Below are 19,042 nucleotides of genomic sequence, written 5' to 3'. Positions count from 1 at the left end.
GGGTCACGCCCTGATGCGCAGACCGCGTGGAGTGGCGACGAAGCCCGCTCCCTCCAGCAGCGGCCCGAAGGGGGAGGTCAGGGCCGCCGCGCCGTTGACCCGCTCCACCGTGACCGTGCCCAGGGAACCGGCGCGTGCGGCCTCCGCGAGGGCCTGCGCCGCCGCTCGCAGCCCCGGGTCCTCGGTGGGCAGCCGGTCGGGGTCGGAGGGCCACAGCAGGAGGGTCTTGCCGCCGCGTTCCATGTAGAGCGCGGGCTCGCCCCCGACGAGGACCACCAGGGAGCCCGCCTTGCGACCGGGCTTGTGCGTGGCACCGGCCGGCGGCTCGGGCCAGCCGAGGGCCGCGCCGTAGGCGTTCGCCGGGTCGGCTGCGGCCAGGACGACGGCCCGCGGTCCGGCGGCGGTGCGATCGCGCCGGCCGGAAAGTCCGGTGTCGTACGGCCCGCGCGAGCCCCCGTAGCCGCCGTGCCCGTGCCCGCCGCCGCGCGGACCGCCGGCGCCCGGCTCGGCGTAGTCGCGCGGCGAGATGTAGTCGCCCCGGGACGGTGAACGGCCCAGGCCGTCGGGGTCGGCGAAGACGTCGTCGGAGTCGTCCAAGGGGCCCGCCGGGGCCGGGCGGCCGGTACCCCGCCGGTGATCGGGGACGGCGCCGCCGGTGGGGTCCGGGGCGCCGGGGCCGCTGCCGGACGCGGAGTCGCGGAAGTCGCCGGGACCGCCGAAGCTGCCCGAGTCCCCGAAGGGGCCGAAGGGGGAACCGGCGACCGGTCCGGCGGGGCCACCGGATGCGGGGCCGGAGTCGAACACGTCGCCCGTGGAGTCCGTCGGAGGGGGCGAGTCGGCACCGCGCTCACGGGCGTTCGCCACCGCGCGCAACCGGTCCACGGCCCCCTCCATGGCGAACTGCGCCGCGCCCAGCCCCTCCACGACATAGCCGCGCCGGGCCTGGCCGCTCTCCTCGAAGGCGGCCAGGATCCGGTACACCGCCGAGAAGCCGCCCTCCACGCCCTCCGCGGCGACCGCGCCGCGGGTCACCACGCCGTGCCGGTCGAGGAGCGTGCGGGCCAGGGCATGGGCCCGCACCGTCCCGTCGGCCTCGCGCTCCGGCAGCAGCGACCAGCGGCCCGCGACCGTCGGCGGGCCGGTGCGGGACGCCGGGCGGGCGGCGGCGGTGAGCGAGCCGTACCGCCCCCGGGGCACCGCGCGCTTGGCGCGGTGGGCGGTGGAGCCGGCGGTGCGCCCGGAACCCAGCAGGGAGCGCAGGGGCGCCAGCGTGTCGTTGGTCAGCCGTCCGGACCAGGCCAGGTCCCACAGCGCGTCGGCCAGCTGCGGATCGGTGGCCTCCGGGTGGGTCGTGGCGCGGACCTGGTCGGCGATCTGGCGGAAGAACAGGCCGTACCCGCCCGAGAGGGTGCTCAGGACGGACTCGTGCAGGGCGGTCGTCTCCAGCGGGTGCGGGGGCGGCAGGAGCAGGGGAGCCGCGTCCGCCAGGTAGAGGGAGACCCAGCCGTCCTTGCCGGGCAGGGAACCCGCCCCCGCCCACACCACCTCACCGGCGGCCGTCAGCTCGTCCAGCATGGCCGGGTTGTAGTTCGCCACCCGGGAGGGCAGGACCAGCTTCTCCAGCGCGGAGGCGGGCACGGAGGCGCCCTGCAACTGCTCGACGGCGCGGACCAGCCCGTCGATGCCGCGCAGCGTGTGTCCCTTGCCGATGTGCTGCCACTGGGGGAGGAACTGGCCGAGCGCGGCCGGCGCCACCGGCTCCAGCTCGTGCCGGAGCGCGGCCAGGGAACGACGGCGCAGCCTGCGCAGTACGGTCGCGTCGCACCACTCCTGGCCGATACCGGCCGGATGGAACTCGCCCTGCACCACCCGGCCCGCCCCGGCGAGCCGCTGGAGGGCGCCCTCGGTGACCGCGACGCCCAGACCGAAGCGGGCCGCCGCGGTGACCGAGGTGAAGGGGCCGTGGGTGCGGGCATGACGGGCCAGGAGATCGCCGAGCGGGTCCTTGACCGGTTCCGTGAAGGCCTCCGGCACACCGACGGGCAGCGCGGTGCCCAGCGCGTCGCGCAACCGGCCCGCGTCCTCGATGGCCGCCCAGTGGTCGGCGCCGGCGATCCGCACCCTGATCGCGCGGCGGGCCGCGGCCAGCTCGGGCGCCCACTGCGGCTCGGCGCCCCGCTCGGCCAGCTCGGCGTCCGTCAGCGGGCCGAGCACCCGCAGCAGGTCGGCGACGCCCTCGGAGTCCTTGACGCGGCGGTCCTCGGTGAGCCACTGCAGCTCGCGCTCCAGCTCGGTGAGCACCTCGGCGTCGAGCAGTTCGCGCAGCTCCGCCTGGCCGAGCAGCTCGGCCAGCAGCCGCGAGTCCAGCGACAGCGCGGCGGCCCGGCGCTCGGCGAGCGGTGAGTCGCCCTCGTACAGGAACTGGGCCACGTAGCCGAAGAGCAGGGAGCGGGCGAACGGGGAGGGCTCCGGGGTGGTGACCTCGACCAGGCGGACCTTGCGGGCCTCCACGTCCCCCATCAGCTCCACCAGGCCCGGTACGTCGAAGACGTCCTGGAGGCACTCGCGGACCGCCTCCAGGACGATCGGGAACGAGCCGTACTCGCTCGCCACCTCCAGCAGCTGCGCCGCCCGCTGCCGCTGCTGCCACAGCGGGGTGCGCCTGCCGGGGCTGCGGCGCGGCAGCAGCAGCGCGCGGGCGGCACACTCGCGGAACCGGGAGGCGAACAGTGCCGAGCCGCCCACCTGGTCGGTGACGACCCGGTCGACCTCGCCCTTGTCGAAGACGACGTCGGCGGCGCCGACCGGTGCCTTCTCGGCGTCGTACTCCAGGCCCGGCTTGGCGGGATCCTGGTCGAGGAAGTCCAAGCCCATCAGGTCGGCGTCCGGCAGGCGCAGCACGATGCCGTCGTCGGCGTGCATGACCTGGGCGTCCATGCCGTACCGCTCGGTCAGCCGGGCGCCCAGGGCGAGGGCCCAGGGGGCGTGGACCTGGGCGCCGAAGGGGGAGTGGACGACGACCCGCCAGTCGCCCAGCTCGTCCCGGAAGCGCTCGACGACGATGGTGCGGTCGTCGGGGACGTGGCCGCAGGCCTCGCGCTGCTCGTCGAGGTACGCCAGCACGTTGTCCGCGGCCCAGGCGTCCAGGCCGGCGGTGACCAGACGCAGCCGGGCGTCCTCCTCGGACAGGGAACCGACCTCGCGCAGGAACGCGCCCAGCGCGCGGCCCAGCTCCAGCGGGCGGCCCAGCTGGTCGCCCTTCCAGAACGGCAGCCTGCCCGGTACGCCCGGCGCCGGGGAGACCAGGACCCGGTCGCGGGTGATGTCCTCGATCCGCCAGGAGCTGGTGCCGAGCGTGAAGACGTCCCCCACGCGGGACTCGTACACCATCTCCTCGTCCAGCTCACCGACCCGGCCGCCGCCCTTCTTCGGATCGGCCCCGGCCAGGAACACCCCGAAGAGGCCGCGGTCCGGGATCGTGCCCCCGGACGTCACCGCGAGCCGCTGCGCCCCCGGGCGGCCGGTGACCGTGCCGGCGACCCGGTCCCACACCACGCGCGGACGCAGCTCGGCGAAGGCGTCGGAGGGATAGCGGCCCGCGAGCATGTCCAGGACGGCGGTGAAGGCCGACTCCGGGAGGGAGGCGAACGGGGCGGCGCGGCGGACGGTGGCCAGGAGGTCGTCGACCTGCCAGGTGTCCAGCGCGGTCATCGCCACCAGCTGCTGGGCCAGCACGTCCAGCGGGTTGGCGGGGATCCGCAGGGCCTCGATGGCTCCGCTGCGCATCCGCTCGGTGACCACGGCCGACTGCACCAGGTCGCCACGGTACTTGGGGAAGACCACGCCGGTGGAGACCGCGCCGACCTGGTGTCCCGCCCGGCCCACGCGCTGGAGGCCGGAGGCGACGGAGGGAGGTGACTCGACCTGCACGACCAGGTCGACGGCGCCCATGTCGATGCCCAGCTCCAGGCTGGAGGTGGCGACCACGGCGGGCAGGCGGCCCGCCTTGAGGTCCTCCTCGACGAGGGCGCGCTGCTCCTTGGAGACCGAGCCGTGGTGGGCGCGGGCGATCACGGGCGGCGCTCCCTGGGCGGCACCGGAACCGCCCATCAGCTCCGCGGGGGAGTGGTGCTCGTCCAGGGGCTCTCCGGTGGCCCGCTCGTACGCGATCTCGTTGAGCCGGTTGCACAGGCGCTCGGCCAGCCGCCGGGAATTGGCGAAGACGATCGTGGAGCGGTGCGACTGGACCAGGTCGGTGATCCGCTCCTCGACGTGCGGCCAGATCGAGGGGCGCTCCGCTCCCTCGTTGCCGTCCGCGACCGGGGAGCCGCCCAGCTCGCCGAGGTCCTCGACCGGGACGACGACGGACAGGTCGAACTGCTTGCCCGACTCCGGCTGGACGATCTCGACCCGGCCGCGCGGAGCGAGGAACCGGGCCACCTCGTCCACCGGGCGGACCGTCGCCGACAGACCGATGCGGCGGGCGGGCTTCGGCAGCAGCTCGTCCAGCCGCTCCAGGGTGAGCGCGAGATGAGCGCCGCGCTTGGTGCCCGCGACCGCGTGCACCTCGTCCAGGATCACCGTCTCGATGCCGGTCAGCGCCTCGCGCGTGGCCGACGTCAGCATCAGGAACAGGGACTCCGGGGTGGTGATCAGGATGTCCGGCGGCCGGGTGGACAGGGCGCGGCGCTCGGCGGCCGGGGTGTCGCCGGAACGGATGCCGACCTTGACCTCGGGCTCGGGCAGACCGAGGCGCACGGACTCCTGGCGGATGCCGGTCAGCGGGCTGCGGAGATTGCGCTCGACGTCGACGGCCAGGGCCTTGAGCGGGGAGACGTACAGGACGCGGCAGCGCTTCTTGGGGTCGGCGGGCGGGGGCGTCGAGGTCAGCTGGTCCAGCGCGGCGAGGAAGGCGGCCAGTGTCTTGCCGGATCCCGTGGGGGCGACCACCAGCACGTCCGAGCCCTGCGAGATGGCCTGCCAGGCGCCCGCCTGGGCGGAGGTGGGCGCGGAGAAGGCCCCCGTGAACCATCCGCGGGTCGCGGGGGAGAAGCCGTCCAGGGCTCGGTGTGCGGAGCTGACCATGGATCCATCGTGCACCCGGCCACTGACAATCGGCCCGCGCCGGGCGTACGGGGCGGGCGGGGGGTTCCGGAACGGCCTGCCCCCTCGACCGGGTCGGACCACCCGGCGCGCGCCCCCGGCTCGTGAAGGGCGGCCGGCCTCGCACACCCGGTCCCGGGCCGGGTCGGACACCCCCTGCCCCGTGCACCAGGCGCCCGGCCCACGGCCGGGCCGGGCGCCTGGTGCGCCGCGGCCGTCGCCGGCAGCCGGGCGCGGTTGGCGGAGAATGGGGGCATGGCGGGATCGGGTGAGCGGGCACGGCACTGGCGTTACGCGGAGCTGCCCGACGTCGACCTGCTCCGTGCCCAGTACATACGGAAGACCTTCGTCCGCCACACGCACGAGCACTTCGTCATCGCCGCCATCGCCGACGGCGTGGAGATCTTCCACCACGGCGGGAGCGACCAGTACGCCGGAGCCGGCTCACTCGCCCTGGTCAACCCGGACACCCCGCACACCGGACGGGCCGGAGTGCCGGAGGGCTGGCGGTACGGGGCCGTCTACCCGGCACCCGAGCTGGTCGCCCGGATCGCGGCCGAGACGACGACCCTGCGCGGCACGCCCGGGTTCGTCCGGCCGGTGCTCGACGACCCGTACGCCGTTGAACTGGTGCACCGCGTGCTGCGCGCCGCCGACGACGGGAACGCGCTCGCCGCCGACACCCTGCTGCGCGTGGCCGTGACCCGGCTGCTGCGGCTGAACGGCGGCCCGCTGCCCCGGCGCCGGGTGCGTACGGCCGGGGCCGGGACGGCGGCACGCGCGCGTGCCGTGCTGGAGGAACGGATGGCCGACCCGCCGAGCCTGGAGCGCCTCGCCGGGGAGCTGGGGAGCAGCCCGTTCGCGCTGCTGCGGGCCTTCCGGGACGCCTACGGCATGCCGCCCCACACCTGGCTGACGGACGCCCGGGTCCGTCGGGCCCGGCGGCTGCTGGACACCGGGACGTCCCCTGCCGAGGCCGCCGTCGCCGTGGGGTTCTCCGACCAGCCGCACCTCAACCGGCACTTCGCGCGCATCGTCGGGGTGCCGCCCGGCGCCTACCAGCGGGAGCGCAAGAACGTACAAGACGCGCGGCGCAAGCCGCTCCTACCGTTCGAGGCGTGACCGAACAGACAGCCCTTTCCGACGCTCCCGAAACGGGTGCCGCCGGCGGCAAGCCGGACGCCGCCGTCGTGCGGGACGCCCTCGGGGTCGGAGTCGCCGTCGGACTGTCCGGGTTCGCCTTCGGGGTGACCTCGGCCGGCAGCGGACTCACCCTCGCCCAGACCTGCGCCCTCAGCCTCCTGGTGTTCACCGGGGCGTCCCAGTTCGCGCTCGTCGGCGCGCTCGCGGCCGGCGGCAATCCGCTCACCGCGGCGGCGGGGGCCTTCTTCCTGGGCGTGCGCAACGCGTTCTACGGGCTGCGCCTGTCGCAGCTGCTGGCCCTCCCGCGCGCGGTGCGGCCGTTCGCCGCGCAATGGGTCATCGACGAGACGACGGCCGTGGCCCTCGCACAGCCCACGCGGCGCGCCGTCCGCATCGGGTTCACCGTCACCGGACTCACCCTGTACGTCCTGTGGAACCTCACCACCCTGCTCGGCGCGCTGGGCGCGGAGGCCATCGGGGACACCGACGCCTGGGGTCTCGACGCGGCCGGCCCCGCGGTCTTCCTCGCGCTGCTCGCGCCGATGCTCAAGGACACCACCGAGCGCACGGTCGCCGCCGTGGCCGTCCTCCTGGGACTCGGCCTGCTGCCCGTGCTGCCCGCCGGCGTGCCCGTCCTGGTGGCCGCGCTGGCGGCGCCCGTCGTCCTGTGGGCGCGCGGACGCCGCGCGCGTGGCGCCGGAACCGGTGAGGAGTCGGGAGAGCGATGAGCGTATGGATCGCGATCGGCGTCACCGCGGTGGGCTGCTACGCCGTCAAGCTTCTCGGGCTGCTGGTGCCCGCGGGCGCCCTGGAACGCCCCCTGGTCCGGCGGCTCGCCGCGCTGCTGCCCGTCGCCCTCCTCGCGGCGCTCACCGCCCAGCAGACCTTCGCCGACGGACAGGCGCTCGTGCTGGACGCGCGGGCGGCGGGAGTCGCCGCGGCCGCCATCGCGCTGCTGCTGCGTGCGCCGTTCCTGCTCGTCGTCGCGGCCGCCGTGGTCGTCACCGCGGGTGTACGTGCCATGGGCGGCTGAGCTGCCCCAGGCCCCGGGTAACAGGCCTCGAGCCCCAGGCCGGCAGGTCAGCCCAGGGGACGGCCGTGGGCCCGGAGCGTGCGCAGGGCCTCGATCGTCACCCGGCCGCGGGTCTCCAGCACCGGGGCGGGTGCCCAGCGCGGCCGGCGGACGGGCCAGCCGCCGTCGTCCTCCTGCTCGGCCGCGAGGAAGTCGAGGGAGCGGGCCATCTCGGCGTCCGTGAACCACGCGCGCGCGAGCGAACGCGGATCCCGCGCGTACTCGTGGGGGAACCGGTGCTCGCCCCGGGCATGGCCGGGGGAGGCCGGGGACGCGCCGAGGTCGTCCGGATCCAGTACGGCGAGGCGCCGCTCGCGCACCAGGCGGCCCAGCCGGTCGGCCGCGGCCTGCGCGCGCGGACGGTCCGGAGCGGTGTCCAGGAAGGCCACGGCGGCCTCGATCTCGTCCGGGCGCGACGACTCCAGTGACTCCGCCGCCTGCCAGCAGAAGTCGGTGGCGCGGAACAGCCAGGCGTGCCAGACCTCGTTGCGGTGCAACAGGCCGACCACCGGACCGGTGGCGAGCAGCTCACCGGGGGGATCGGCCACGACCGGAAGGAAGGGCGCGACCGGACCCGCCTCCCCGCCCGCCCGCACCAGAGGCAGGGCACCGTCCGCGGTGGACGCGGAGGTCAGGTAGCGGCACACGCGCTCGGCCCGCTGCCCGCCGCAGCGGCCGACGGCGTCCAGGACGCACAGGGCGCGTGCCGTGTGCAGCGGCTGACTGACCGGGCCGCGCAGGTCGGGGTCCAGCGCGTGGCCGTACCCGCCGTCCTCGTTGCGGTAGGCGTCCAGCGCCGTCTCCACCGGGCCGGGGTCGCCACCGCGGAAGTGGTACGCGAACAGCCGCTGCTCCAGCACGCGCGCGTTGAGCCACACGAAGCGCTCCGCGCGGGCGAGCGGTGAGCGTGAGTCGGGGGTGCGGGGGGTGCAGGGGGTCGCGGGTGGCGGGATCGCGGGGAGTGCGGACGCTCCGGTTTCGGCCATGGGACAGACCGTAGGCCGGAAAGCGGTTCCGTCAGGTGGTCCCGGCCCAAGGCCCACTCTCAGGGGCGGGATACTGGTGGCATGCGGTTGACGGTCTTCTGGGAGCGGATGACGGACCACTTCGGTCCGGGGTACGCCGACACCTTCGCGCGCGATCACGTGATGGCGGAGCTGGGCGGACGTACGGTGCACGAGGCGCTGGACGCCGGCTGGGACGCCAAGGACGTGTGGCGGGTGGTGTGCACCGTCATGAACGTGCCGCGGGAGAAGCGGTGAGGACGCACGAAGATCGCCCGGCGGGGTCTGCCCGTCGGCGATGTGGGTGAGACTTGCTCCGTGCCCTCCACTGACGAGACCGGGCAGGCCGCCCGGCACGCATCCCCGGCCGGCCCCGTGCCGCCCACCGGGCCCCCGGCCGACGGCGCCCCCGCCGGGCCGGGCGCCCGCATGCCGCGCTGGCTCCCGCGCGCCATGGTGCTGGCCCTCGCGCTCATCGCCGCCTTCCAGCTGGGTAGCTGGGCCTTCCACCAGCTCACCGGGCTGCTGATCAACGTCCTCATCGCGTTCTTCCTGGCCCTGGCCATCGAACCCGCGGTGAGCTGGATGGCCGGGCGCGGCATGCGCCGGGGGTTCGCCACCTTCCTCGTCTTCCTCGCCGTGCTGATCGCCGCCGCCGGGTTCGTCACCCTGCTCGGCTCCATGCTGGCCGGCCAGATCGTCAAGATGGTCGAGGAGTTCCCGGACTACCTGGACTCCGTCATCAACTGGGTCAACGGCCACTTCCACACCGAGCTGAGGCGGGTCGACATCCAGGAGGGCCTGCTCCGCTCGGACTGGCTGCGCAACTATGTGCAGAACAGCGCGACGGGCGTCCTGGACGTGTCGGCCCAGGTCCTCGGCGGCCTCTTCCAGCTGCTGACGATCGTGCTGTTCTCCTTCTACTTCGCCGCCGACGGCCCCCGGCTGCGGCGCGCGCTCTGCTCCGTCCTGCCGCCCGCCCGCCAGGCCGAGGTCCTGCGCGCGTGGGAGATCGCCGTGGACAAGACCGGCGGCTACCTGTACTCACGCGGGCTGATGGCGCTGATCTCCGGCGTCGCGCACTACATCCTCCTGGAGATCCTCGAGGTGCCCTATGCCCCCGCGCTCGCCGTGTGGGTGGGCCTGGTCTCGCAGTTCATCCCGACCATCGGCACCTATCTCGCGGGCGCCCTGCCCATGCTGATCGCGTTCACGGTCAACCCCTGGTACGCGCTGTGGGTGCTGGTCTTCGTGGTGATCTACCAGCAGTTCGAGAACTACATGCTGCAGCCCAAGCTGACGTCCAAGACCGTGGACATCCACCCCGCGGTCGCCTTCGGCTCCGTCATCGCGGGCACCGCCCTGCTCGGTGCCGTCGGTGCGCTGATCGCCATCCCGGCGGTCGCCACGCTGCAGGCGTTCCTCGGGGCGTACGTCAAGCGCTACGACGTCACGGACGATCCGCGGGTGCACGGGCGCCGGGTCCGCCGGGTGGGGCCCGCGCGGTCCACGCGGCTGCGCAAGCTGTGGGCCCGGCGTCCGGAGCAGGGCCGCCCGGGGCCGGAGGGCCCGGAAGGGGACGGGGACGGCGGGCCCTCGTGAGGGCGGCGGGCCGGCGGGAACGGGGTCAGCCCTGGGGCTCCTGCGGCTTGGCGTCGACATCCCGCAGACCGCGGTCCTTGAACTCGGTGCGGGTCTCGGTGCGGTGACCGCGGGCGATGTAGTCGCGCACCACGGCCTCGACGGCGTCCTGCGGCGAGCCGATACCGGCCAGAACCATCACTTCCACCACCAGTTCGGCGTCGAGACTGATGTTGACCCTGGCCATGGTGCCCCCTCTTCCGGCTCGTCCCTGCATCCAACCACCCGGCCCGCCGGGCCGGGAGACGTACGCTCGGAAGTGCCGTGTGGTGCGCTTGACACAAAAATCGAACATCCATTCTTATGGAGGCTCGGGCAGGGCTCGTGGCGGGTGATTCGAGTGGGTTTGGGTGAGGTTGCACCCGGGTTATCCACAGGCCGGACCCGCATCGGGGCCCATTGTCAGTGGCAGGCATTAGCGTCTTTGACGTGAAGCGATCGAATCAAGCAAACCGGGTGGAACCCATGGCAGGAACCGACCGCGAGAAGGCCCTGGACGCCGCGCTCGCACAGATTGAACGGCAGTTCGGCAAGGGCGCGGTCATGCGCATGGGCGAGCGGTCGAGGGAGCCCATCGAGGTCATCTCGACCGGGTCGACCGCGCTCGACGTGGCCCTCGGTGTCGGCGGCATCCCGCGCGGCCGGGTCGTGGAGATCTACGGCCCCGAGTCCTCGGGCAAGACGACCCTGACCCTGCACGCCGTGGCGAACGCGCAGAAGGCCGGCGGTCAGGTCGCGTTCGTGGACGCCGAGCACGCCCTCGACCCCGAGTACGCCAAGAAGCTCGGCGTCGACATCGACAACCTGATCCTCTCCCAGCCGGACAACGGCGAGCAGGCCCTGGAGATCGTGGACATGCTGGTCCGCTCCGGCGCCCTCGACCTCATCGTCATCGACTCCGTCGCCGCGCTCGTCCCGCGCGCGGAGATCGAGGGCGAGATGGGCGACAGCCACGTCGGTCTGCAGGCCCGCCTGATGAGCCAGGCCCTGCGGAAGATCACCAGCGCGCTCAACCAGTCCAAGACCACCGCGATCTTCATCAACCAGCTCCGCGAGAAGATCGGTGTGATGTTCGGTTCCCCGGAGACCACGACCGGTGGCCGGGCGCTGAAGTTCTACGCCTCGGTGCGCATCGACATCCGCCGCATCGAGACGCTGAAGGACGGCACGGAGGCGGTCGGCAACCGCACCCGCTGCAAGGTCGTCAAGAACAAGGTCGCGCCGCCCTTCAAGCAGGCCGAGTTCGACATCCTCTACGGCCAGGGCATCAGCCGCGAAGGCGGCCTGATCGACATGGGCGTCGAGCACGGCTTCGTCCGCAAGGCCGGCGCCTGGTACACGTACGAGGGCGACCAGCTCGGCCAGGGCAAGGAGAACGCGCGCAACTTCCTCAAGGACAACCCCGACCTGGCCAACGAGATCGAGAAGAAGATCAAGGAGAAGCTGGGCGTCGGCGTGCGTCCCGAGGAGCCGGCCACCGAGCCCGGCGCGGACGCCGCCCCCGCCGCCACGGCCGACGCCGCACCCGCGGTGCCCGCGCCCACGACCGCCAAGGCCACCAAGTCCAAGGCCGCGGCAGCCAAGAGCTGACCCGTGACCCGACGAACCGACTGGGCCGAGTACACCGACGGCTCCGCCGGACCGGGCGACGGCACGTACGGGGCGGCTGCGGCCCCGTACGAGACGGACCCCTTCGCCACGGGCCCCCGCGAGGACGACGGGGCGCACCACGGTGACGGCGAGGCGCGCCGCGGAGGCGGACGGGGCCGAGGGGCGGGCGGCACGCGCGGACGCCGACGGGGCGAGCGCGCGGAGCCGTCGGCCGAGGACGGAGGTGCCACTTCCTCGTCGAGGGCCGAGAAGGGGGAGCCTCCGCGGGACCCGGTCGAGCAGGCACGGGCGATCTGCCTGCGCCTGCTCACCGGGACCCCGCGCACCCGCAGACAACTGGCCGACGCCCTGCGCAAGCGGGAGATCCCCGACGAGGCCGCGGAGGAGGTGCTGTCCAGGTTCGAGGAGGTCGGCCTGATCAACGACGGCGCCTTCGCCGAGGCCTGGGTGGAGTCCCGGCACCACGGCCGCGGGCTGGCCAGACGCGCCCTCGCCAGAGAGCTGCGCACCAAGGGCGTCGACGCCGCCCTCATCGACGCGGCGGCCTCCCGGCTGGACTCCGAGCAGGAGGAGGAGACCGCGCGCGACCTGGTCGACCGCAAGCTGCGTGCCACCCGGGGCCTCGACCGCGACAAGAGACTGCGCCGCCTCGCCGGGATGCTGGCCCGCAAGGGCTACCCCGAGGGCATGGCCCTGCGGGTGGTCCGCCAGGCACTGGAGGAGGAGGGCGAGGACACGGAGTACCTCGGCGACGAGGCGTTCTGAGACGCTGCCCGACCCGGGGCACCCGCGGCCGGGCGGTCGGGCCGGTCAGGTGATGAGCGCGCCGGTCTACAGGGCCCGCCGCCCATCGGACCCGCCGACTATCGGGCTACCGGACCCGCCGGCTGTCGGGGCCGGACGCCGCCACCGGCAGGCCCGCCGCGCGCCAGGCCTGGAAGCCACCGATCAGATCGGTGGCCCGGTGCAGCCCCAGACGGTGCAGGGACTCCGCCGCCAGACTGGAGGCGTAGCCCTCGTTGCACACCACGACCACCCGCACGTCGTGATCCGTCGCCTCGGGGAGACGGTGGCTGCCCTGCGGGTCCAGCCGCCACTCCAGCTCGTTGCGTTCGACCACCAGGGCGCCAGGGATCAGACCGTCCGCCTCGCGCAGAGCGGCGTACCGGATGTCGACCAGCAGCGCCGTGCCGGCCTCCGCGGCGTCGTGCGCCTCCTCCGGCGCGATCCGCCGATATCCGGCGCGGACGCGCTCCAGCAGGGCGTCGATCCCGGTGGGCCCGCTCACTGCCAGTCCCCGGGGCGCTCGACCTGCTCCAGGCGCAGGGTCTGCCCGCTGCGGCTGTAGCGGCGGATCTGCGGCAGCGGCGGGTAGTAGGCGTGCACGGAGACCGCGTGGCGGTCGGACGACTCGTTGAGGACCTCGTGCACGTGGTGCCGGCCGAAGGCGCGCCCTTGGCCGACGGCCAGTCGGCGTTCCCGGTCCACACCGTCGCTCAGCTCGAGGGTCTTCCAGCCGTCGGCGGGCAGGCGGGCGGCGAGCGCGTTCTCCTTGAGTTCGCCCGCGGCCGTGACGAAGGCGCCCACGGATTCGGCGTGGTCGTGCCAGCCGGTGCCCGTGCCGGGCGGCCAGCCGATCAGCCAGGCCTCGCTGCCGCCGGGCCCGGCCAGCCGCACCCATGTGCGGCCCTCGGGGTCGAGCGGCAGGGAGGCGACCAGTTCCGCGTCGGCGGCCGCACGACGGACGAAGTCGAGAAGCTCGGCCTGCGTCGGGGCAGACGTGGCAGCGGAGGCGGGAGAAGGTGAGGAAGAGAAGGAGGGGAGGGACACGGGTACCGTCCTGGGAGTTCGCGAGGGAGCGCGCGGCGGCAGGCAGGAGCTGCGCCGGGCGCGAAGGAGAGGGCGAATCAGCAGGACGGACGACACACGCAGCCCGCATAGCGGACGAGGTCCATATGGACCCTCCGCCACAGGCGCACACAGGTGTCGGTCACGGTCCGGAGTAGACCATGACGGTGCGGGCCGGTCAACTCAGCGTCACCATGCGGACAGTGCCCGCACACCCGAGGAGCGGATACCGGGCCCGACGGCGGCCGGCCGACGGTCCGCTCAACGGGAACCGGCGGCCGCCCCCGCCCCCTCCTCGGCCTCCGATGCCGCCCCGGCCGTCGCCCCGCCCAGCGCCGCCTCGGCAGCCGCGTAGAGGTCGGCCGGGCGCACCCCGTTCAGCGCCGTGACCAGGTGACCGTCGGGCCGCACCAGCAGCACGGTGTGCGCCGCGGCGCCCGGATAGCTCTCGGCGACCAGCAACTCGGCGCGGTGGGGCAGCGCCGTCACCGCGGCCGCCAGTCGGGGCATGACCCCGGCCGTCACCCAGTGCTTGCGCTCCCACACCCCGGTACCCGGCGCGATCAGCACCACCAGCAGCGCCCCGCGCCCCAGCCGGTCACGGAGCCGTACGAAGGTGCCGTCCTCCGCCGTGACCCGCACGTCGGTGACGGGCGTCCCCGGCGGTGTGCCGACGGACACCTCCCCGGCGACGCCCTCGGGCGCCAGCGGCGAACCGGCGTAGGACCCCGTCGAGCCCAGCGTGCCGCGTCCGAGGTGACCGTCCGTCAGCAGGGCGTCGTTGCCGCGGGCCGCGCCGGGGACGTAGGAGCGCAGCCCGCCGCCACCGCGGAGCAGGGGAAGCAGCTGGTCGGCGGCGCGCAGCCGCGCGGAGATCGCCGCCCGCCGCTCCTCCTGGTAACTGTCGAGCAGCGCCTCGCGAGGCCCGTGGTGCCAGGCCAGGGCCAGCTTCCACGCGAGGTTGTCGGCGTCGAGGAGTCCCTCTTCGAGACCCTGCGTGCCGAGCGCGCCCAGCAGGTGTGCCGCGTCCCCGGCGAGCAGCACGCGTCTCACCCGCCAGCGACGGGCGAGACGGTGGTGGACCGTGTGGACGCCGGTGTCGAGGAGCTCGTACGCCGGGGTTGCGCCGTCGGCCCACCCGGTGAGGGTCTCGCGCACGCGGTTCACCAGCAGCTCCGGCGTGACGAGGTCCTTGCCGGGCGGCAGCAGCCAGTCCAGGCGCCACACGCCGTCCGGCAGCGGGCGGGCGACCACCTCGCCGGCCCACGGCCCGGTCGTCCGCCACGGCGGCATCCGGTGGAGCAGCGCCTCGTCGGGCCACGGGAGTTCGGTGCGCAGCGCGGCTACGGCGTATCGTTCCACCGCCGTACGGCCGGGGAAGCGGATGTCCTGGAGCTTGCGGACGGTGGAGCGGGGGCCGTCGCAGCCGACCAGCCAACTGCCGCGCCACCAGGTGCCGGCGGGGCCGCGGGTGTGGGCCGTGACGCCGGAGCGTTCCTGTTCGATGCCGTCCAGGCGGCTGTCCACGGAGATCTTGACGAGCCGTTCGCGGGCGAGTGCCGTGCGCAGGACTCCGGTCAGCTCGTGCTGGGCGATGTGCAGGGGGGCCGGGTCGGTGTCGCCGAACACGACCTCGCGCGTCACCTGCTTGCGCCGCATCGACCGCCATCCGGCCCAACGCGCGCCGAGCCCCGTCAGCGGTGTGCCGGTCAGCCGCTCGACGAGCGCGACGGCCTCCTCGCGCAGGACGACGGTGCGCGCGGGGCGCGGTTCGTCCTTGCCCGGCCCCTCGTCGAGGACGACGCAGGGCACCTCCTGCCGCGCCAGCGCCAGGGCGAGCGTGAGCCCGACGGGCCCCGCTCCGGTGATGATCACCGGGTCCACGGTGCGGCGCCCCCTGCCCGTGGCGGTGTCCCGGGGGACGTGGGTGAACAGGACGTTTGAGCAGGGTGCACGGTCACAGAACGTATGCAACCTATTGCCGCAGCTTGCGTCAAGCGACGGAGGCCGTGGCGATCACGCCACGGCCTCCGTTGATGGTCATACGAGATGACCGAGTGTCAGGTGTTGCTAGACCTTGCCGACGGTTCCGGCATCGGCGGTCTCGACGTCGTCCGCCTTGAGCACCGCACCGGTCGACTTCTTCGCCCGCCGCAGCCGGCGCTCCAGCCAGCCCGCGAAGCTGGTGAGGGCGAAGTTGAGCGCGATGTAGATCACGGCCACCACGGTGTAGCTCGCGATCACGTTGGCGCCGTAGTAGCCGCTCATGGTGTTGGCCGACGCGAGCAGCTCCGGGAACGTGAGGATCGCGCCGCCGAGCGCGGTGTCCTTGAGGATCACGACGAGCTGGCTGACGATGGCCGGCAGCATCGCGGTGACCGCCTGCGGCAGCAGGATCAGCCGCATGACCTGGCCCTTGCGCAGCCCGATCGCCATGGCGCCCTCGGCCTGGCCCTTGGGGAGGGCGAGGATGCCGGACCGGACGATCTCGGCGAGGACCGAGGCGTTGTACAGCACCAGGCCGGTGACGACGGCGTACAGCGGGCGGTCGTCCGAGCTGACGTTGGTGTACTCCGCGAACAGCGCGAGCCCGAAGATCATCAGGACCAGCACGGGGATGGACCGGAAGAACTCGACCACGACCGCGGCCGGTACCCGGACCCACGCGTGGTCGGAGAGCCGGGCGATGCCCAGTGCCGCGCCGAGGGGCAGGGCGATGACCACCGCGAGCACCGCGGCCTTCAGGGTGTTCTGCAGACCCGGCCAGATGTACGTCGACCACGCCTCGGTGCCGGTGAAGAAGGGCTTCCACAGCGCCCACTCCAGCTGACCCTTGTCGTTGAGGGTGCCGAACACCCACCACAGCAGGGCGGCCAGGGCGACCAGGAAGACGACCGTGAAGAGGACGTTGCGACGCTTGGCGCGGGGGCCCTGGGCGTCGTAGAGGACCGAGCTCATCGCTTCACCGCCACCTTCTTGCCCACCCAGCCGAGGATCAGGCCGGTCGGCAGCGTCAACACCACGAACACGAGAGCGATGACCGCGGAGATGAGCAGCAGCTGGGCCTCGTTCTCGATCATCTCCTTCATCAGCAGCGCCGTCTCCGCCACACCGATGGCGGCGGCGACCGTGGTGTTCTTGATCAGGGCGATCAGCACGTTCGCCAGCGGAACGACGGACGAGCGGAACGCCTGCGGCAGAACCACCAGCCGGAGCACCTGGCCGAAGCTCAGACCGAGGGCCCGGGCCGCCTCCGCCTGGCCGACGGGCACCGTGTTGATGCCGGAGCGCAGCGCCTCGCACACGAACGACGACGTGTAGAGGACCAGACCCAGCACGGCGAGCCGGAAGTTGATCGTCTCGAAGTCATTCCCTCCGCCGAGGGTGACCCCCAACGTCTGGTTCAGTCCCAGCGACGCGAACAGGATGATCACGGTCAGCGGGATGTTCCGGACGATGTTCACGTACGCGGTTCCGAAGCCGCGCATCAACGGCACCGGGCCGACCCGCATGGCGGCCAGTATGGTGCCCCAGATCAGGGAGCCGACGGCCGACAGCACAGCGAGCTGCACCGTCGTCCAGAAGGCTCCCAACAGGTCGTACTTGTCGAGAAAGTCGAACACGATCTCCCGCGCTTCCGCGTGTAGGGACGCCCGATCCGGCGCGCCGCCCCTGTCGTGGGGCGGCGCACCCCGTCAGGCCCGGCCTCAGCTCTTGATGTCGCCGATCTTCGGCGCCGGCTCGTTCTTGTAGTTGGCCGGGCCGAAGTTGTCCTTGACGGCCTTGTCCCAGGCCCCCTCGGCGACCATGGCCTCGAGCGCGTCGTTGATCTTGTTCTTGAGGTCGCTGCCCTTCTTGACGCCGATCCCGTAGTTCTCGTTCGTCAGCTTGAAGCCGCCGAGCTTGAACTTGCCCTTGAACTGCGCCTGGGAGGCGTAACCGGCGAGAATCGAGTCGTCCGTGGTCAGCGCGTCGACGGCGCCGTTCTGCAGACCGGGCAGGCAGGCCGAGTACGTCGGGTACGGCTGCAGCTGGGCCTTGGGAGCCAGCTTCTTCTTGATGTTCTGGGCCGAGGTCGAACCGGTGACGGAGCAGAGCTTCGCGTTGTTCAGGTCCTCCGGCGACTTGATCTTGTCGTCGTCGGCGCGGAGCAGCACGTCCTGGTGGGCCAGCAGGTAGGGGCCGGCGAAGTCGACCTTCTCCGAGCGCTCGGGGGTGATCGAGTACGTGGCGGCGATGAAGTCGACGTCACCGCGCTGCAGCATGGTCTCGCGGTCGGCGCTCTTCGACTCCTTCCACTCGATCTGGTCCTCGGTGTAGCCGAGCTTCTTCGCGACGTACGTGGCGACGTCGACGTCGAAGCCCGCGTAGCCGTCCGGGGTCTTCTGGCCGAGGCCGGGCTGGTCGAACTTGATACCGATGGTGATCTTCTTGTCGCCACCACCGGAGGAACCGCTGTCGCCTCCGTCGTCGCCGCCGCACGCGGTGGCGGTCAGGGCGAGGGCGAGCACGGCGGCCGAGGCGGCGGAGACCTTGCGAAGCTTCATGGGGAACATCCTTTGGCTGTGATCGAGCTGCAATCGAGCTGCGATCGGACGATCAGAGGATCAGGCGATCGGGTGCGGCCGTCGGGAGCGGGCCGCCGGCGCGGTCGGCGCGGGGCGCCGGAGCCGCTCCGAAGTCTCAGTGGTGCAGGATCTTCGACAGGAAGTCCTTGGCACGGTCGCTGCGCGGATTGCTGAAGAACTGGTCCGGCGTGGCCTCCTCGACGATGCGGCCGTCGGCCATGAACACCACGCGGTTGGCCGCCGAGCGGGCGAAGCCCATCTCGTGCGTGACCACGATCATGGTCATGCCGTCCTCGGCGAGCTGCTTCATGACCTCGAGGACCTCGTTGATCATCTCGGGGTCGAGGGCCGACGTCGGCTCGTCGAAGAGCATGACCTTCGGGTCCATGGCCAGCGCCCGCGCGATGGCGACACGCTGCTGCTGACCGCCGGAGAGCTGCGCGGGGTACTTGTCCGCCTGGGCGCCCACCCCGACCCGGTCGAGCAGGGCGCGGGCCTTCTCCTCGGCCTTCTTGGCGTCGACCTTGCGGACCTTGACCTGGCCCAGGGTCACGTTCTCGAGCACCGTCTTGTGCGCGAAGAGGTTGAAGGACTGGAAGACCATGCCGACGTCGGCGCGCAGCCTGGCCAGTTCCTTGCCCTCGGCCGGCAGCGGCTTGCCGTCGATCGTGATCGAACCGGAGTCGATGGTCTCCAGCCGGTTGATGGTGCGGCACAGAGTGGACTTGCCGGACCCCGAGGGCCCGATGACCACGACGACCTCGCCGCGGTGAATGGTCAGGTCGATGTCCTGGAGCACGTGCAACGCGCCGAAGTGCTTGTTGACACTGTCCAGGACGACCAGATCGCCGGTCGCAGCCTTGTCTTCCTTGGCCACCGATACTTCGGTCATCGCTCTCGGGCTCCGTCCTCCTGGGTTTCGGAGGACAGTAGTGACCCGGGCCACGCCGCGTCTCTACATCTGAGCGAGATCTGAGCATCACGATCCGGTAGCGATCGGACACCAGTCGTAGCGCTTGTGAGCTGGGCGCATATCGGCCGGATAACTTCGA

General features: G+C 72.9%; 18 protein-coding genes. 7 read left to right on the top strand and 11 right to left on the bottom strand.

The window, feature by feature from the left end; translation table 11 throughout:
• Positions 1-3: 3 nt before the first annotated feature.
• Positions 4-5,085 carry an ATP-dependent helicase gene (locus NI25_RS10485; protein ID WP_061442210.1) on the bottom strand — a complete coding sequence of 1,694 codons (5,082 nt, stop codon included), beginning with the start codon at positions 5,083-5,085 and terminating at the stop codon, positions 4-6.
• 273 nt (positions 5,086-5,358) lie between these two features.
• Between NI25_RS10485 and NI25_RS10480 the strand changes: the two genes are divergently transcribed.
• The 3 genes from NI25_RS10480 to NI25_RS10470 are packed head-to-tail and all read left to right on the top strand — an operon-like array spanning position 5,359 to position 7,279.
• Complete coding sequence (locus NI25_RS10480; protein ID WP_061442209.1) at positions 5,359-6,225, top strand: AraC family transcriptional regulator; 867 nt, start codon at positions 5,359-5,361, stop codon at positions 6,223-6,225.
• Positions 6,222-6,974 (top strand): AzlC family ABC transporter permease, encoded by a 753-nt coding sequence (locus NI25_RS10475; RefSeq protein ID WP_061442208.1) that lies wholly within the window; start codon positions 6,222-6,224, stop codon positions 6,972-6,974. Before NI25_RS10480 ends, NI25_RS10475 begins: the two co-directional genes overlap by 4 nt.
• Positions 6,971-7,279 carry an AzlD domain-containing protein gene (locus NI25_RS10470; RefSeq protein ID WP_061442207.1) on the top strand — a complete coding sequence of 103 codons (309 nt, stop codon included), beginning with the start codon at positions 6,971-6,973 and terminating at the stop codon, positions 7,277-7,279. The genes NI25_RS10475 and NI25_RS10470 overlap by 4 nt, the downstream gene beginning before the upstream one ends.
• 47 nt (positions 7,280-7,326) lie before the next feature.
• On the opposite strand, the gene NI25_RS10465 is transcribed toward NI25_RS10470, so the two are convergent.
• Entirely contained in the window at positions 7,327-8,304 is a 978-nt protein-coding gene (locus NI25_RS10465; protein WP_061442206.1) for a hypothetical protein, read from the bottom strand.
• Positions 8,305-8,385: 81 nt separating this feature from the next.
• On the opposite strand from NI25_RS10465, the gene NI25_RS10460 reads away from it, so the two are divergent.
• Both NI25_RS10460 and NI25_RS10455 read left to right on the top strand, forming a co-directional pair.
• Positions 8,386-8,580: a DUF3046 domain-containing protein gene (locus NI25_RS10460; protein WP_031037914.1), complete on the top strand. Its 195-nt coding sequence runs from the start codon at positions 8,386-8,388 to the stop codon at positions 8,578-8,580.
• A 171-nt stretch (positions 8,581-8,751) separates the two neighbouring features.
• The gene (locus NI25_RS10455; RefSeq protein WP_061446857.1) at positions 8,752-9,924 is read left to right on the top strand and encodes an AI-2E family transporter; all 1,173 of its coding nucleotides are present in this window, start codon (positions 8,752-8,754) and stop codon (positions 9,922-9,924) included.
• A 25-nt stretch (positions 9,925-9,949) separates the two neighbouring features.
• On the opposite strand, the gene NI25_RS10450 is transcribed toward NI25_RS10455, so the two are convergent.
• Positions 9,950-10,150 carry a type II toxin-antitoxin system VapB family antitoxin gene (locus tag NI25_RS10450; protein WP_061442205.1) on the bottom strand — a complete coding sequence of 67 codons (201 nt, stop codon included), beginning with the start codon at positions 10,148-10,150 and terminating at the stop codon, positions 9,950-9,952.
• 278 nt (positions 10,151-10,428) lie between these two features.
• Here NI25_RS10450 and recA point away from each other — a divergent pair, with 278 nt between their 5' ends.
• Positions 10,429-11,553: a recombinase RecA gene (gene recA / locus NI25_RS10445; RefSeq protein WP_061442204.1), complete on the top strand. Its 1,125-nt coding sequence runs from the start codon at positions 10,429-10,431 to the stop codon at positions 11,551-11,553.
• A 3-nt stretch (positions 11,554-11,556) separates the two neighbouring features.
• Positions 11,557-12,339, top strand: a complete 783-nt coding sequence (gene recX / locus NI25_RS10440) for a recombination regulator RecX (protein WP_061442203.1) — start codon at positions 11,557-11,559, stop codon at positions 12,337-12,339.
• A gap of 106 nt (positions 12,340-12,445) precedes the next feature.
• Here the strand turns inward: recX and NI25_RS10435 are convergent, their stop codons facing one another.
• The 8 genes from NI25_RS10435 to NI25_RS10405 form a co-directional block, all read right to left on the bottom strand.
• Positions 12,446-12,862: a rhodanese-like domain-containing protein gene (locus NI25_RS10435; protein WP_061442202.1), complete on the bottom strand. Its 417-nt coding sequence runs from the start codon at positions 12,860-12,862 to the stop codon at positions 12,446-12,448.
• The gene (locus NI25_RS10430) at positions 12,859-13,404 is read right to left on the bottom strand and encodes a cysteine dioxygenase (protein ID WP_061442201.1); all 546 of its coding nucleotides are present in this window, start codon (positions 13,402-13,404) and stop codon (positions 12,859-12,861) included. The genes NI25_RS10435 and NI25_RS10430 overlap by 4 nt, the downstream gene beginning before the upstream one ends.
• Before the next feature lie 77 nt (positions 13,405-13,481).
• Complete coding sequence (locus NI25_RS40625) at positions 13,482-13,553, bottom strand: putative leader peptide (RefSeq protein WP_309544753.1); 72 nt, start codon at positions 13,551-13,553, stop codon at positions 13,482-13,484.
• Positions 13,554-13,683: 130 nt separating this feature from the next.
• Complete coding sequence (locus tag NI25_RS10425) at positions 13,684-15,306, bottom strand: FAD-dependent monooxygenase (RefSeq protein WP_061442200.1); 1,623 nt, start codon at positions 15,304-15,306, stop codon at positions 13,684-13,686.
• Between the two features lie 186 nt (positions 15,307-15,492).
• Positions 15,493-16,380 (bottom strand): amino acid ABC transporter permease, encoded by an 888-nt coding sequence (locus NI25_RS10420; protein ID WP_061442199.1) that lies wholly within the window; start codon positions 16,378-16,380, stop codon positions 15,493-15,495.
• Complete coding sequence (locus NI25_RS10415; protein WP_061442198.1) at positions 16,377-17,045, bottom strand: amino acid ABC transporter permease; 669 nt, start codon at positions 17,043-17,045, stop codon at positions 16,377-16,379. The genes NI25_RS10420 and NI25_RS10415 overlap by 4 nt, the downstream gene beginning before the upstream one ends.
• Before the next feature lie 84 nt (positions 17,046-17,129).
• On the bottom strand, positions 17,130-17,969 hold the full coding sequence (locus NI25_RS10410) for a glutamate ABC transporter substrate-binding protein (protein WP_061442197.1): 840 nt from the start codon (positions 17,967-17,969) through the stop codon (positions 17,130-17,132).
• 136 nt (positions 17,970-18,105) lie between these two features.
• Positions 18,106-18,882, bottom strand: coding sequence for an amino acid ABC transporter ATP-binding protein (locus tag NI25_RS10405; RefSeq protein WP_061442196.1), 777 nt, complete (start codon positions 18,880-18,882; stop codon positions 18,106-18,108).
• Positions 18,883-19,042: the final 160 nt, after the last annotated feature.

The organism is Streptomyces sp. CCM_MD2014 (assembly GCF_000772045.1).
In the GTDB taxonomy this organism is placed as follows: Bacteria; Actinomycetota; Actinomycetes; order Streptomycetales; family Streptomycetaceae; genus Streptomyces; species Streptomyces salinarius.
The sequence above is the reverse complement of the archived record's forward strand: the minus strand, read 5'-3'. Positions and strand labels throughout refer to the sequence as shown.

Coding starts and splice junctions, on each gene's coding strand:
- NI25_RS10485 (WP_061442210.1), bottom strand. CDS start 5,085: ATGGTCAGCTCCGCACACCGAGCCCTGGACGGCTTCTCCCCCGCGACC.
- NI25_RS10480 (WP_061442209.1), top strand. CDS start 5,359: ATGGCGGGATCGGGTGAGCGGGCACGGCACTGGCGTTACGCGGAGCTG.
- NI25_RS10470 (WP_061442207.1), top strand. CDS start 6,971: ATGAGCGTATGGATCGCGATCGGCGTCACCGCGGTGGGCTGCTACGCC.
- NI25_RS10465 (WP_061442206.1), bottom strand. CDS start 8,304: ATGGCCGAAACCGGAGCGTCCGCACTCCCCGCGATCCCGCCACCCGCG.
- NI25_RS10460 (WP_031037914.1), top strand. CDS start 8,386: ATGCGGTTGACGGTCTTCTGGGAGCGGATGACGGACCACTTCGGTCCG.
- NI25_RS10455 (WP_061446857.1), top strand. CDS start 8,752: ATGCCGCGCTGGCTCCCGCGCGCCATGGTGCTGGCCCTCGCGCTCATC.
- NI25_RS10450 (WP_061442205.1), bottom strand. CDS start 10,150: ATGGCCAGGGTCAACATCAGTCTCGACGCCGAACTGGTGGTGGAAGTG.
- recA (WP_061442204.1), top strand. CDS start 10,429: ATGGCAGGAACCGACCGCGAGAAGGCCCTGGACGCCGCGCTCGCACAG.
- NI25_RS10420 (WP_061442199.1), bottom strand. CDS start 16,380: ATGAGCTCGGTCCTCTACGACGCCCAGGGCCCCCGCGCCAAGCGTCGC.
- NI25_RS10410 (WP_061442197.1), bottom strand. CDS start 17,969: ATGAAGCTTCGCAAGGTCTCCGCCGCCTCGGCCGCCGTGCTCGCCCTC.
- NI25_RS10405 (WP_061442196.1), bottom strand. CDS start 18,882: ATGACCGAAGTATCGGTGGCCAAGGAAGACAAGGCTGCGACCGGCGAT.